General features: G+C 57.4%; 13 protein-coding genes. 5 read left to right on the forward strand and 8 right to left on the reverse strand.

Annotation, left to right across the window (positions count from 1 at the left end):
• Positions 1 to 18: 18 nt before the first annotated feature.
• The 3 genes from lpxD to ACR0C6_RS04630 are packed head-to-tail and all read left to right on the forward strand — an operon-like array spanning position 19 to position 2,618.
• Positions 19 to 1,110 carry a UDP-3-O-(3-hydroxymyristoyl)glucosamine N-acyltransferase gene (gene lpxD / locus ACR0C6_RS04620; RefSeq protein WP_480618431.1) on the forward strand — a complete coding sequence of 364 codons (1,092 nt, stop codon included), beginning with the start codon at positions 19 to 21 and terminating at the stop codon, positions 1,108 to 1,110.
• A 32-nt stretch (positions 1,111 to 1,142) separates the two neighbouring features.
• Positions 1,143 to 1,400, forward strand: coding sequence for an acyl carrier protein (locus tag ACR0C6_RS04625; RefSeq protein ID WP_480618433.1), 258 nt, complete (start codon positions 1,143 to 1,145; stop codon positions 1,398 to 1,400).
• 9 nt (positions 1,401 to 1,409) lie between these two features.
• The gene (locus tag ACR0C6_RS04630; protein WP_152458002.1) at positions 1,410 to 2,618 is read left to right on the forward strand and encodes a beta-ketoacyl-[acyl-carrier-protein] synthase family protein; all 1,209 of its coding nucleotides are present in this window, start codon (positions 1,410 to 1,412) and stop codon (positions 2,616 to 2,618) included.
• 51 nt (positions 2,619 to 2,669) lie between these two features.
• Here the strand turns inward: ACR0C6_RS04630 and ACR0C6_RS04635 are convergent, their stop codons facing one another.
• Positions 2,670 to 3,248 carry an invasion associated locus B family protein gene (locus ACR0C6_RS04635; RefSeq protein ID WP_171228322.1) on the reverse strand — a complete coding sequence of 193 codons (579 nt, stop codon included), beginning with the start codon at positions 3,246 to 3,248 and terminating at the stop codon, positions 2,670 to 2,672.
• Between the two features lie 448 nt (positions 3,249 to 3,696).
• On the opposite strand from ACR0C6_RS04635, the gene ACR0C6_RS04640 reads away from it, so the two are divergent.
• A complete protein-coding gene (locus ACR0C6_RS04640) occupies positions 3,697 to 5,244 on the forward strand; it encodes a helicase HerA-like domain-containing protein (RefSeq protein WP_480618435.1) in 1,548 nt (515 codons plus the stop codon).
• Between the two features lie 32 nt (positions 5,245 to 5,276).
• Here ACR0C6_RS04640 and ACR0C6_RS04645 read toward each other — a convergent pair whose 3' ends face one another.
• The 7 genes from ACR0C6_RS04645 to ACR0C6_RS04675 form a co-directional block, all read right to left on the reverse strand.
• Positions 5,277 to 5,531 (reverse strand): hypothetical protein, encoded by a 255-nt coding sequence (locus ACR0C6_RS04645; RefSeq protein WP_171115893.1) that lies wholly within the window; start codon positions 5,529 to 5,531, stop codon positions 5,277 to 5,279.
• Between the two features lie 181 nt (positions 5,532 to 5,712).
• Positions 5,713 to 7,026, reverse strand: coding sequence for a branched-chain amino acid ABC transporter permease (locus tag ACR0C6_RS04650; RefSeq protein WP_480618437.1), 1,314 nt, complete (start codon positions 7,024 to 7,026; stop codon positions 5,713 to 5,715).
• The gene (locus ACR0C6_RS04655; RefSeq protein ID WP_152457997.1) at positions 7,023 to 8,033 is read right to left on the reverse strand and encodes a branched-chain amino acid ABC transporter permease; all 1,011 of its coding nucleotides are present in this window, start codon (positions 8,031 to 8,033) and stop codon (positions 7,023 to 7,025) included. Before ACR0C6_RS04655 ends, ACR0C6_RS04650 begins: the two co-directional genes overlap by 4 nt.
• Positions 8,034 to 8,242: 209 nt before the next feature.
• A complete protein-coding gene (locus tag ACR0C6_RS04660; protein WP_171639487.1) occupies positions 8,243 to 8,572 on the reverse strand; it encodes a hypothetical protein in 330 nt (109 codons plus the stop codon).
• A gap of 328 nt (positions 8,573 to 8,900) precedes the next feature.
• The gene (locus tag ACR0C6_RS04665) at positions 8,901 to 9,731 is read right to left on the reverse strand and encodes an ABC transporter ATP-binding protein (protein ID WP_152457995.1); all 831 of its coding nucleotides are present in this window, start codon (positions 9,729 to 9,731) and stop codon (positions 8,901 to 8,903) included.
• The gene (locus ACR0C6_RS04670; RefSeq protein ID WP_152457994.1) at positions 9,728 to 10,516 is read right to left on the reverse strand and encodes an ABC transporter ATP-binding protein; all 789 of its coding nucleotides are present in this window, start codon (positions 10,514 to 10,516) and stop codon (positions 9,728 to 9,730) included. Before ACR0C6_RS04670 ends, ACR0C6_RS04665 begins: the two co-directional genes overlap by 4 nt.
• Positions 10,517 to 10,641: 125 nt before the next feature.
• Positions 10,642 to 11,823 (reverse strand): ABC transporter substrate-binding protein, encoded by a 1,182-nt coding sequence (locus ACR0C6_RS04675; RefSeq protein WP_224855817.1) that lies wholly within the window; start codon positions 11,821 to 11,823, stop codon positions 10,642 to 10,644.
• Between the two features lie 153 nt (positions 11,824 to 11,976).
• Between ACR0C6_RS04675 and ACR0C6_RS04680 the strand changes: the two genes are divergently transcribed.
• On the forward strand, positions 11,977 to 13,074 hold the full coding sequence (locus tag ACR0C6_RS04680) for a PQQ-dependent sugar dehydrogenase (RefSeq protein WP_480445137.1): 1,098 nt from the start codon (positions 11,977 to 11,979) through the stop codon (positions 13,072 to 13,074).
• Positions 13,075 to 13,079: the final 5 nt, after the last annotated feature.

The raw sequence follows: 13,079 nt of genomic DNA on the forward strand, positions 1-13,079 counted from the left end.
GCCAAAAGGAAGCCCGAGATGCAGTTTACCATTCAGCAAATCGCCGACGCTTTGGGTGCCGAATGCCAAGGCGATGGTGGCCTGACGATCGTGCGGGCGGCCGAGCCGGGCGATGCCGGACCAACAGATCTGGCCATGGCCATGTCACCGAAATACGCCGAAGCGCTTTCGAAAGGGGAAGCTCGCGTCGCCGTTCTGTGGGAAGGCGCGGATTGGCAGGCAATGGGGTTGCGAGCGGCCGTTTTCGTGAAGCGTCCGCGCATGGCGATGGCGGGGATCACCGCAATGCTGGATCGCGGGCAAGGGATTGAACCGGGCATTCACCCTTCCGCAGTGATCGATCCAACGGCCGAAATTGGACCAGATGTGGCGATAGGACCTCTGACTGTTGTTGGTGCTCGGGCGCGAATAGGTTCGGGCTCGGTCATCGGTGCACACTGCGTGGTGGGAATGGACGCCATTCTTGGCGAACAGGCCCTGTTGCGCGAAATGGTTAGTATTGGCGCGCGCGCACAAATCGGGGATCGGTTCATCGCGCAACCCGGTGCAAGAATTGGCGGCGACGGGTTCAGTTTCGTAACGCCCGAGGTCTCTGGCGCTGAGCGCGCCCGCGAAACGTTGGGTGATCAAGGGGACGCCAAGGCGCAAAGCTGGCTTCGTATTCATTCTTTGGGCGCGGTTGAGATCGGTGACGATGTCGAGGTTGGCGCCAATTGCACCGTCGACAATGGAACCATCCGCAACACGCGGATCGGTAACGGCACCAAGCTGGATAATCTTGTCCATGTCGGACACAACACCCGCGTCGGGCGAGATTGTCTGCTGTGCGGTCAGACGGGTGTGTCCGGCTCGGTCGAGATCGGCAACAACGTCGTTCTGGGCGGTCAGACCGGAGTGGTCGACAATATTTTCATAGGAGACGGCGTCATTTCGGGCGGGGGCACGAAGATTCTGTCAAATGTGCCCGCCGGGCGCGTCATCATGGGGTATCCGGGCATCAAAATGGAGACCCATACCGATGTCTACAAGGCGCAGCGGCGACTGCCCCGAATGGCACGCGACGTTGAGGCACTTAAAAAGGCTGTTTTCAAACAGACCCCAAGCGATTAAATCATCGTCAAACTGAAAATCAGGGGATCGACATGAGCATCAGCGACCGCGTCATCGCAATCATTGCAGAGCAGGCCGTGCTGGAGCCATCGGATGTGACGCCCGAAAGCACGCTGGAAGATCTGGGAATCGACAGCCTTGGTCTGGTCGAAAGTATTTTCGCCATCGAGGAAGAGTTCGACATTTCAATTCCGTTCAACGCCAACGAACCCGAGGCCAACGATTTTGACATATCCAATGTCGCTGCGATCATTGCCGGGATCGAAAAGCTCGTGGCGGAAAAGGTCTGACTGACGCTCATGAAACGTGTTGTCATTACCGGCGCAGGTACGATCAATTCACTGGGCCATTCGGTTCCTGACACCCTGGAAGCCATGCGCGAAGGCCGTTGCGGCATCTCGGAACTGGAATTTCGGGATGTTGATCGGTTGGCCATCAAAATCGGCGGGCAGGTTCGCGGCTTTGAGGCTGAAGGTCGGTTCAACCGTCAGCAGATGTCGTTGTATGACCGGTTCACTCAGTTCACTCTGACCGCCGCCAAAGAGGCCATCGATCAGTCCGGCATCGAGTTTCACGGAGAGTTGGCCGCAAAATCAGGTGTTGTTTTGGGGACCGCCGGCGGTGGCGTATCGACCTGGGATGACAATTATCGCTCGGTTTATGAGGACGGAAAGAACCGGGTACACCCGTTTGTTGTTCCCAAACTCATGAACAATGCGGCGGCCAGCCATGTTTCTATGGAACACAATCTCAAAGGCCCCAGCTTCACCGTGTCGACCGCCTGCGCGTCGTCGAACCATGCCATGGCACAGGCCTTTCAGATGGTCCGAAGCGGCATGGCCCCGGTCATGATCACTGGCGGATCCGAATCCATGTTGTGCTTTGGAGGCGTCAAGGCCTGGGAAGGGTTGCGCGTCATGTCCAAGGATGCGTGTCGACCGTTCAGCGCCAACCGAAACGGAATGGTACAGGGCGAAGGGGCCGGTATCTTTGTTTTCGAGGAATACGAGCACGCCCGCGCCCGTGGCGCCGAGATCATGTGCGAAGTCGTTGGTTTTGCCATGTCGTCGGATGCGGCCGATATCGTGATGCCCAGCAAGCAAGGGGCTTCAAGGGCCATGTCAGGTGCCTTGGCCGACGCCAGATTGAATGCAAGCGATGTGGGCTATATCAACGCACACGGCACCGGGACGGCCGCGAATGACAAAACCGAATGCGCCGCCGTTGCGGATGTTTTTGGGCCCCATGCTGACGACCTGATGATATCGTCGACCAAATCCATGCATGGTCACCTGATTGGTGGAACCGGTGCGGTGGAACTCTTGGCATGTATCATGGCGCTACGGGACGGTGTTATTGCACCCACCATCGGATACGAGGAACCCGATCCGGAATGCGCGCTTGATGTTGTGCCAAACGAGGCTCGGGAAGCCAAAGTTGACGTCGCGCTCAGCAATGCGTTTGCTTTCGGCGGGCTGAATGCGGTTTTGGCGTTGAAGCGAATTTGATCCGCGAAGCGCCGCCGCAATCGGTGCGGCGGCACAATCGTAAACGCACCCTCAGTTCGCGTTGACGGTCAGGGTGTCATAGCCGGACGTAAAGCCGGACAACGACATCTCCATCTCCAGTACCTGATCAGGGAAGCGGGCCGGAACCAGCGAGAAGATCGCCTTGGTGCCAGCTTTCATTGCATCGATATCGCCCTGGCTCAGGCCCAGCTGCGCGACGCAGCCAACAGGCAGGCAATGATGATAGTTGTACAACTTGCGGGGCGCACCATCGATGGACAGGGCGAGCTGAGCTTGCAGCAGTGTTTCCAAAGGAACGATCACATTCGCCCATGCAACTGCCGCGCCGCCCTCGGGCAGTCTTCCAATCGACACCTCAGCTATCGGATCACCCTGGTTGCCCTTCAGAATCTGGACGATGGCGCACGGGTCTTCGCCTTGCTGCGCCTTGATGCAGGACAAGTCCCAGTCGCCGAACTTTTCCTTGACGAACTGTTCTCCGGGGCGCGGGCCTTCCTGACCCAAATCGAGACCGTTGTCCGGTTCGGATGTCGTTGTGTCCTGCGCATAAGCTGCGCCACATAGAAGAATTGCCGCCACTGTACTTAGCGAGAGGATTTTCTTGATCATGAATGCCTCGACTTGATGCTTGAGCTTTTTGCTTCGTTTAACACTCTTCTGAACTGGTGTCAGGCACTAACAGAACGCCATGTCTGAACGTGAACGGATTCTTGCCAGAACACCAGAAACCAACTGCCCTGAGACAGAAAAAGAGAGCTGTATAAGCCAGCTCTCTTTTCCAAAAGGTTCTCCCCGTCGGACTGGCCGACTTATTTATGCGCAAACCCTACGAAAGGGGCGCAGACGGGTCAACAGCTATCCTCAAATTTTAATATTATGGTCAGAACTTTGAAACCAAATTCGAGCCTGCAAAAAAGCCGTGCCCGAAGGCACGGCCAGTCGACAGGGAGGAAGTCTGCCCCACGTGAAGGAAGCAAACGCGGGGCAAATTGACTATCGCAGTCAAAGGTTAACTTTGTATGCTGGTCACGGATCGGTGAAACATAAGGCAATGTTAATGGGCAAGAATATATTTTTGGGTGGCGGAGGCGAAGGCTATGGCCAGCCGCAGGAACTGGCGCTGAAATATGCGAACCGCCATGGGCTGATTGCCGGCGCCACCGGGACCGGTAAGACCGTAACGTTGCAAATCCTCGCGGAAGGCTTTTCCCAAGCCGGAGTTCCGGTGTTTTTGTCCGATGTCAAAGGCGATCTGTCGGGCCTGGCTTTGCCCGGAAGCGACGCGCATAAACTGCATCAGGCATTTATGGATCGTGTCAAACGCATTGGGTTCGACGATTTTGCCTATTCCGCCTGCCCGGTTACGTTCTGGGACCTTTTTGGCGAACAAGGCCATCCGGTGCGGACGACGGTCACTGAAATGGGCCCTTTGCTGCTGTCCCGGTTGATGGAATTGAGCGAAGCGCAGGAAGGCATCCTGAACATCGCGTTCCGCGTGGCCGATGAAGAGGGAATGCCTCTTCTGGATCTCAAAGACCTTCAGGCGCTGCTGGTCTGGATCGGCGAGAACCGGGCCCAGCTTTCATTGCGATATGGCAATGTATCGACATCTTCGATCGGTGCGATCCAGCGGCGATTGCTGGTGTTGGAAAACCAGGGTGGAACAAAGCTGTTTGGCGAACCCGCGCTGGATCTGTCCGATCTGATGTGCACCGATGAAAACGGGCAGGGGATGGTGAACATCCTTGCTTCGGACAAACTGATGGCCGCGCCACGGCTTTATGCGACATTCCTGCTGTGGCTGCTGAGCGAATTGTTTGAGGAACTTCCCGAAGTCGGTGATCCTGACAAACCCAAGTTGGTGTTCTTCTTCGACGAAGCGCATCTGTTGTTTGACGGTGCTCCGAAAGTGCTGGTGGACAAGGTCGAACAGGTTGCGCGCCTGATCCGGTCCAAAGGCGTGGGAGTCTATTTCATCACCCAGAATCCCGCCGATATTCCCGAGGATATTCTGGGGCAGTTGGGCAATCGCGTTCAGCACGCTTTGCGAGCCTTCACGGCGCGTGACCGAAAGAACCTGCGTCTGGCGGCGGAAACCTATCGCGAAAACCCCGCCTTCGACACCGAAGCCGCAATTCGTGAGGTGGGCGTTGGTGAGGCTGTCACGTCAATGCTTCAAAAAAAAGGCGTTCCCGGAATTGTCGAGCGCACATTGATTCGTCCGCCGGGATCCCAGTTGGGGCCCATTTCTGATGTCCAGCGGCGGGCCATTCTCGATGCCTCGCCGATGGCGTCTAAATATGACGATGGTATTGATCGAAAATCGGCCTTTGAAATCCTCCAGGCTCGGGCTGAGGCCGCCGCTAAGGCCGCTGAACAGGCAGAGGCCGATGAAGTTCTGGAGGCACAATCACCGATGGAACGAGAGTATTCTTCGGCCCGCAGATATTCAGGAAGCCGGGTCGGCAGATCCTCGTCCCGGGTGCAACGGCGGAAAGACACGTTTGCATCGGCGATGACCGACGCGGTGATCAAGGAACTGAAGGGAACGACCGGACGCCGGATCGTTCGTGGTATTCTGGGTGGATTGTTCCGCAACAGATGACGGAACGGCGCCCATCACGGGCGCCGCAATACTTACTTCAAACGACGCTGGCCTTCCTGACGGCAGTAGGCGTCAGCCTCCGGCACGGACATTTTCGAAGCCGGGAAGTCAATCGCCCGGTCCCAAGTCACCCGGTCGTGACGATATAGCTGACAGGTTACGACACCTTTGGGCGTTTGAACCTTGACGGGAGTTGTTTCAAGTTCTTCCGGAGTGGGAATGCAGGCGGTTGTTACGATGGCAACAACCGGAAACAGAAGCAGTGTCTTGAACCGTGGTGCTTTCATTTTTGACTCTTTTCAAAACGTGTAAATGATCGTTACAGATCGGCGTAGACGGATGTGAGTGCCGGCGACATACCGCAAAAAGAAAACACTGCGGTGTGTCCGTTTATTCAAAAAATCGTTAAGAATCAAGAAACCGCGCCGGATAAGAGGCGCGGTTTCGCTTATTGAAGGTGGAAGTGATCTATTTCTCTGGGATCAGCCCTCTTGGGCTGAATCTGAGAACAATCAACAAGATCAGACCCATCGTGAACAGGCGCATATGTGCGGCGCTGTCCAGCAGGTGGGCTTTCAATGCACTTCCGTCCGGCAAGCCGGCGGTAATGACATTCATCAGCCACAAGCCGATCGGTTCAACCTGAACCCACAAGAACCAGATCAGGAATGCGCCCAGAACGGCCCCGAAGTTGTTGCCCGAACCACCCACGATCACCATCACCCAGACCAGAAAGGTAAAGCGCAGCGGTTGATACGCGCTTGGCGTCAACTGGCCGTCCAGCGTTGTCATCATCGCACCCGCGATACCGCAAACGGCCGAACCCAGTACGAATATTTGCAGATGACGACGGGTGACATCCTTGCCCATGGCCTCAGCCGCCACTTCATTGTCACGGATTGCGCGCATCATCCGGCCCCACGGGCTTTTCAGCGCCATCTGTGCCATCCAGAGCAGAACCAGAAGCACTATCATGAACAGCAGCGAATAGCCGAGTTTGACCGAGAGGGTGGACGCGGTGACGGGGTCCAACCCCAACCATTCGGCCCGCGCCAGAAAGGCCGGGTCGTTCTGCAAATCCACTTCGTAGCCCACAACGGGGGACGGGCGAGGAATGCCGTAGACATTCTTGACGCCCCGGGCCAGCCAGTCTTCGTTTTTCATGACAGCGATGATGATTTCGGCGATCCCCAATGTGGCAATCGCCAGATAATCCGAGCGAAGGCCCAGCGCCGTTTTACCGATCAGCCACGCAGCACCCGCCGCCAGCAAACCACCCGCCGGCCAGGCCAGCAGAACCGGTAGATTCAAACCTCCGATATTGCCGGCAATTGCCGGGTCGATGGCCTCGACCGCCGCAATGCTGGGATCGAACACCGCGCGATAGACAAAAAAGCCCACGACAAGAACGGCGATGATCGTCAGGGTTTGCACACGGCCCTTCGGCAGCTTTGTTGCCACCAGAACGGCGGCAACCACTGTCGCGGCGCCCAGCAGCAAAGACAGAACGATGCCATAACCTCCGGCAGCCCAAGCACCGGGCGTGGGCGGCGTTGAAACCAGTACGACGGCCAGACCGCCCAGTGCGACAAAGCCCATCACGCCCACATTGAACAGACCGGCAAAACCCCATTGCAGATTTACTCCGATCGCCATGATGGCGGAAATCAGCCCCATATTCAGGATCAGGATCGCGGTGTTCCAGCTTTGCGTGAAACCGGTCAACAGGATCAGGCCGCCGACGATTACGAACAGCAGCGTGTTTTTGACAGAGTCGGTCATACGGCCTTTCCCTTGAAAAGTCCCGTGGGCTTGAACAGAAGCACGATCAGCAGGATGACAAAGCTGACCGCGAACTTGTAATCGGTCGAGAGGAGCTGGACCAAACCTGACGGCGCCAGACTTTCAGGAGACACATAGGTCAGCACCTTCTTCCAAGCGTATGTTATCGTCACTTCGGAAAACGCGATGATAAACCCGCCTGCGATGGCGCCCAGAGGATTGCCCAAACCACCCACGATGGCCGAGGCAAAGATCGGCAGCAGAAGCTGGAAATAGACGAAGGGTTTGAAGCTTTTGTCCAGCCCGTAAAGAACGCCAGCAGTTGTGGCCAGTGCCGCAACGATGATCCATGTGATCATCACCACACGTTCCGGGTTGATGCCTGACAACAGCGCCAGATCCTCGTTGTCCGAATAGGCCCGCATCGACTTGCCGGTGCGCGTCTTGTTCAGAAACCAGAACAGCAGCGCCACGGCAACAACGGCCACGATCACCGTGATGCCTTGCGACGTCTTGATGGCGAGACCCTCGCGCAGACCGGTCATCGCCTTGAAATCGCGCGCCGAAACAATGAACCGAGCCCCATCCGAGAACCGTTGGTCATCCGGCCCGATGATAAACCGGACAAGGCCGTTCATGATGAACATCACGCCCATGGAGACGATCACCAGAATAACGGGCTTTGCCTTTTGTTCACGGTAGAATTTGTAGACCAGCCTGTCGGTGATCAGCACCAGCACGATACAGCCCAGGATGGCAAAGGGCAGGGCAAGCAGGGCGGTTGGCAACGGTCCAAAGCTGATTCCGGCGGCCTGCAACCCCCATGTGACCAGTACAGCGACCATCGCGCCAAAGGCCATGGTGTCACCATGGGCAAAGTTCGAAAACCGCAGGATGCCGTAGATCAGGGTCACGCCAAGCGCGCCCAATGCCAGTTGGCTGCCATAAGCGACCGCTGGCACCAACACAAAATTCGCAAGCGCAACAAGCGCGTTGAGTAGATCCATTATTTCTTCTCACTGTCCGGGTGCGGCTTTATGGCACGACGCCGACGAAAGACACAACAATTTGGAACATGATTTTTAGGGCTTGATGCATGTTTTTATGCCGCTTGGCAGGCTTCGGACACGCTGGCAGAGGCCCCTTGGTTCTTCCCCAAAGAAAAAGACCGCGCCACACTGAGGGGCGCGGTCCGAAATCGTGAAAGATCGCGGGGCTAGGCACCGGTTTCCGTGCATTGGCCGCGGTCATTGTGCAGAACCGGGCGGCGGATGGACAGGTTGTAGGACAGATCCGGGCTTTTGACGAAGAACGTCATGACATGCTGCTCGGTCGTCAGGATGAACGTCAAGTTGTTCAGCCCCGGAAACACCTGCGCGTCCCCGGTCGTGTCACCGAATTTGACCGATCCCTTTTGCGCACCTTCGAACCGTGTCAGCCGATACTCGGTTCCATCAATTTCCGATGTACACACAAATTCGCGCTGCTGAGCGACGGCACCGGTTGCCAGTTGTGCGACCAGGGCGGCGATCATCCATTTTTTCATTTTGACTTCCAATTCTTGTGTCCCCAACCGGGGCGCGTTTCGGGGATTGGTTTAGGTGTTCGTGCGCAGCGATATTTTTGAAATTGGGCCTGATTAAAGCAGCAGATTGGCATTCGGCGCGTTTTCAAAGTCTTTTTTCCGCAACGGCCCGCAGGAGATTAATTGATATTTTTCAGACACCTAATACAGGCTCTCATGTCCTGAGCCTCGGTTTGAAGCACCGTTTGCCATGTTCTGGCCTTCAATTTTGCGCATTGCGATCAAGCAAAAGGACCAGCCGAGAATCTCGACTGGCCCCACATGAAAACCTGCCATTGAAAAGCGTCGATCAGCCGCCCAAAAACGACTTTCGCACCTCGGGGTCGGCCAGCAGTTCCTTGCCTGTTCCGGTATAGGCATTGCGCCCCTGAACCAGAACGTATCCCTTGTCAGCGATCTCCAAGGCCTGGCGGGCGTTTTGCTCGACCATCAGGATCGGCAGGCCGGTGCGGGACACTTCGATGATCCGGTCGAACAACTCATCCATCACGATCGGCGAAACACCTGCCGTAGGCTCGTCGAGCATCAGCACCTTGGGCTGGGTCATCAGGGCGCGGCCCACGGCGACCTGTTGGCGTTGTCCGCCCGACAGCTCTCCGGCGGCCTGATTGCGCTTGTCGCGGAGGATGGGGAACAGGTCATAGACCTGCTCCATCGTCTGGCTGATGTCGTCGCGACGGATGAAGGCACCCATTTCCAGGTTTTCTTCCACCGTCATAGAGGTAAAGATGTTCTGTGTTTGCGGCACAAAGCCCATGCCACGCATGACCCGATCCTGTGGGGTGAGGTTTGTAATATCCTCGCCATCCAGACGCACAGACCCGGAACGGACATCCAGCATCCCGAACACGGCTTTCATCGCCGTAGACTTTCCCGCACCGTTGGGGCCGACGATGACTGCGATTTCACCCTTGTCCACCGCGATGGTGCAATCATGCAGGATGTCGGGCCCTTTGCCGTAGCCACCCGTCATGGTGTCGCCGATCAGAAACGGGCCGCCCCCGACCTTATGCGTCGCACCACTTTTGCGATGGGCCGGCGTCATGGTGCCGACACCGTGCGGATTGGTGATCGAGGCGTCCTTGTTGCCCTTGTCATCCTGATAGGGGTTGTCGCTCACGCGCCTGCCTCCAGTTTGTCTTTGTTCTTCAGGCCGGTGCCCAGATAGGCTTCGATCACGTGCTCGTTCGCCTTGATCTCGTCCAGGGTACCCTCAGCCAGAACCTTGCCTTCAGCCATGCAAATGACCGGATCACAGATCTTGCCTATGAAATCCATGTCATGTTCGATAACGACGAAGGTATAGCCGCGCTCTTTGTTCAGGCGCAGGATCGTGTCGGCAATGGTCATCAACAGGGTGCGGTTCACACCCGCGCCGACCTCGTCCAGAAACACGATCTTGGCATCCACCATCATCGTGCGGCCCAGCTCCAGCAGCTTTTTCTGACCACCCGAGACCTGACCCGCCTTGTGATCGGCCAGATGTTCGATGGTCAGAAACTCCAGCACCTCATCGGCCTTGGCCTTCAGCGCGCGTTCTTCATCAGCGATGCGCTTGCGGCCAAACCACGTGTTCCACAGCGACTCGCCTGATTGCGCGCCGGGCACCATCATCAGGTTTTCACGGCAGGTCATCGACGGGAATTCATGTGCAATCTGAAACGTGCGCAACAGACCCTTGTGGAACAATTCATGCGGGGGCAGACCGGTGATATCTTCGCCATCCATCACCACCTTGCCGCTGGTCGGCGGCAGAACACCTGCGATCACATTGAACAGAGTGGTTTTTCCTGCCCCGTTGGGCCCGATCAGGCCGGTGATCGACCCTTTCTGGATTTCCAGCGATGCCCCGTCCACCGCATGAAATCCGCCGAAATGCTTGTGCACGTCCTCGACGACGATCATCTTTTCCCCTTGCCGCCTGTTCGGCGCTGTTGTCTCGACCCCGTTTGCCGGGTGCGGTCTTTTTTCATTGAAACAGCCCGGACACAAGGCCCGGGCTGCTTGCATTCATAGCCTTTGGCGATCAATCAACGGAAGTTGACGGTCTTGTTTTCACCGTCGGTCACTTCGATCTCACGATAGGACCCCGCGCTTTCGCCGGGGCCGATCAGCTCAACACCGGACGCACCGACATAGTCGATGTCCTGACCGTTTGCCAGCAATTCCAGACCCTTGGCCAGTTCGCCGGGATAGATCTTTTCGCCCGGAGCGTTGGCGACGTCCATGATCTTGGCGCCATAGTCGGCCGGATTGGTCGATCCGGCAGCCTGCATGGCCAGCATGAACAAAGCCGCAGCGTCATAGGATTCGGGCGAATAGGGCGACGAACCGTCGAACCCTGCCGCTTCGGCCATGGCAAAATACTTCTCGGCGCCTTCACCGCCCGAACCGGCGATCTGACCGAACGAACCGTTCAGGTCGGGGCCGACATTGGCCGGCAGCGAGTCACCGATCATGCCGCCGGGCAGGCCAAAGGTGTCAAACGCACCGCTGTCCAGCGCCGACTGAATGATGCCCAGACCGCCCTGATCCAGATAGCCCGCAACGACCAGAATGTCGCCACCGGCCGAGGCCAGAGCACCAACTTCGGCCGAATAGTCGGCCTTGCCATCCTCATGCGCTGCAACGATGGTCACTTCACCACCCGCTGCCTCGAAAGAGGTTTGAATCGCGTCCGCCAGACCCTTGCCGTAGTCGTTGTTGGTATAGGTCAGAGCGATCGAGTTGATGCCGCGATCCTTCAGGATATCCGCCATCACCTGGCCTTCGCGCGCATCTGACGGCGCGGTGCGGAAGAACAGGCCGTTGTCTTCCATGGTCGACAGGCCCGGCGAGGTCGCCGAGGGTGAGATCATGACCATGCCATTCGGAATCGCGACGTTCTGAAGGATCGCACCGGTCACGCCCGAGCAATCGCCGCCTATGATTCCGGCAACACCGTCCGCAATCATGCGTTCGCCGTTCGAAGTGGCCAAACCGTTATCAATGCAGCCGGTGTCGGCGCGCGATGCGGTCACTTTGGATCCATCCAGCAGTTTTCCGGATTCGGTGACTTCCGCCATCGCCAATTCAGCGCCCGAACCCATTGCAGGTGCCAGCGATTCAATTGGACCGGTGAATCCGAACAAAACACCAAGCGTGATGTCCTCGGCCAGCGCAGGTCCGGCCAGCAAAGCGGATGCTGCAGTTGCTGTAAGCAGCTTTTTCATATGGTTACTCCCTATTGTGAACGTATTCGTTCTGGCCACGAACCTAGGCAAGCTGCCCGGAAAAGAAAAGTCCTAACGCAATCGTGCTTTTATCGATCGGAAATCTATCTGTTTTGTTAGGGTTTGCCCAAGATTGTCCGGAGAGGGGTCAACATGCGCAGAGCTGCCGCGATTCTGTTCTTCACTTTTTGCACTCAAAGCGCCTTTGCACAGGCGGTGTCGACCTCGGTCGGGAAAATTGAACTCACCGAAATGGCAGGCGGGCTGGATACGCCCTGGGCCGTCGGCATCCTGCCTGACGGCAGTTTTCTTGTCACCGAACGGGACGGAAACCTGCTGTATGTTCAGGACGGAGAGGCGAAAGCCATATCCGGCGTTCCCAAGGTTGCAGCTTCGGGGCAGGGCGGATTGCTGGACATCACGATCCCGCGCGATTTCAATCAAAGCCGCGAGGTCTTTCTGACCTTTTCAAAACCGCAAAAGGGTGGCGCAGGCACGGCTGTCACCGTCGCGCGCCTGTCTAAGAACGGCACGCGTCTGACGAATCTGCGGGTCATTTTCGAGGCTTCCCCCGGCGGATCAGGCGGGCGGCATTTCGGCTCGCGCGTTGTAGAAGCCAATGACGGCACGCTTTTTGTAACCATCGGAGATCGAGGGGATGCGCCACAGGCGCAGGATCGCTCGAACGCCATAGGGTCCGTGATCCGTATCAACCGCGACGGCTCGGTGCCGTCGGACAATCCTTTCATCGGGCAGGCAGATATCCGACCTGAAATCTGGACCTATGGGCACCGCAACCCACAGGGGGCCGATCTGGATGCGCGCGGCCGATTGTGGGTGTCGGAACACGGGGCGCGCGGCGGCGACGAGGTGAACCTTGTCAAACCCGGCGCCAATTACGGCTGGCCGGTCATCTCGTACGGCACGCATTATTCCGGAGAGAAGATCGGCGAGGGCACCAGCAAGCCCGGTATGGAACAGCCGCGCCTATACTGGGACCCGTCGATCGCGCCGTCGGGGTTGATGGTCTATTCCGGCGATATGTTTCCTGAATGGCGGGGCGACATTTTCGTGGGCTCGCTGAAATTCGACTATATCGCGCGGCTGTCCGGAGACCCGCTGCGCGAGGTCGAGCAGATCAAGGGCCCCGAGACCGAACGGGTCCGTGACATAGTGCAGGCCCCGGATGGGGCGATCTGGTTCATTTCAGTCGGGCAGGGCGCGGTTTACAGGATGTCTGTCAAACAGTGACATAC

The sequence above is a fragment of the Ruegeria sp. AL12 genome, from assembly GCF_056540885.1.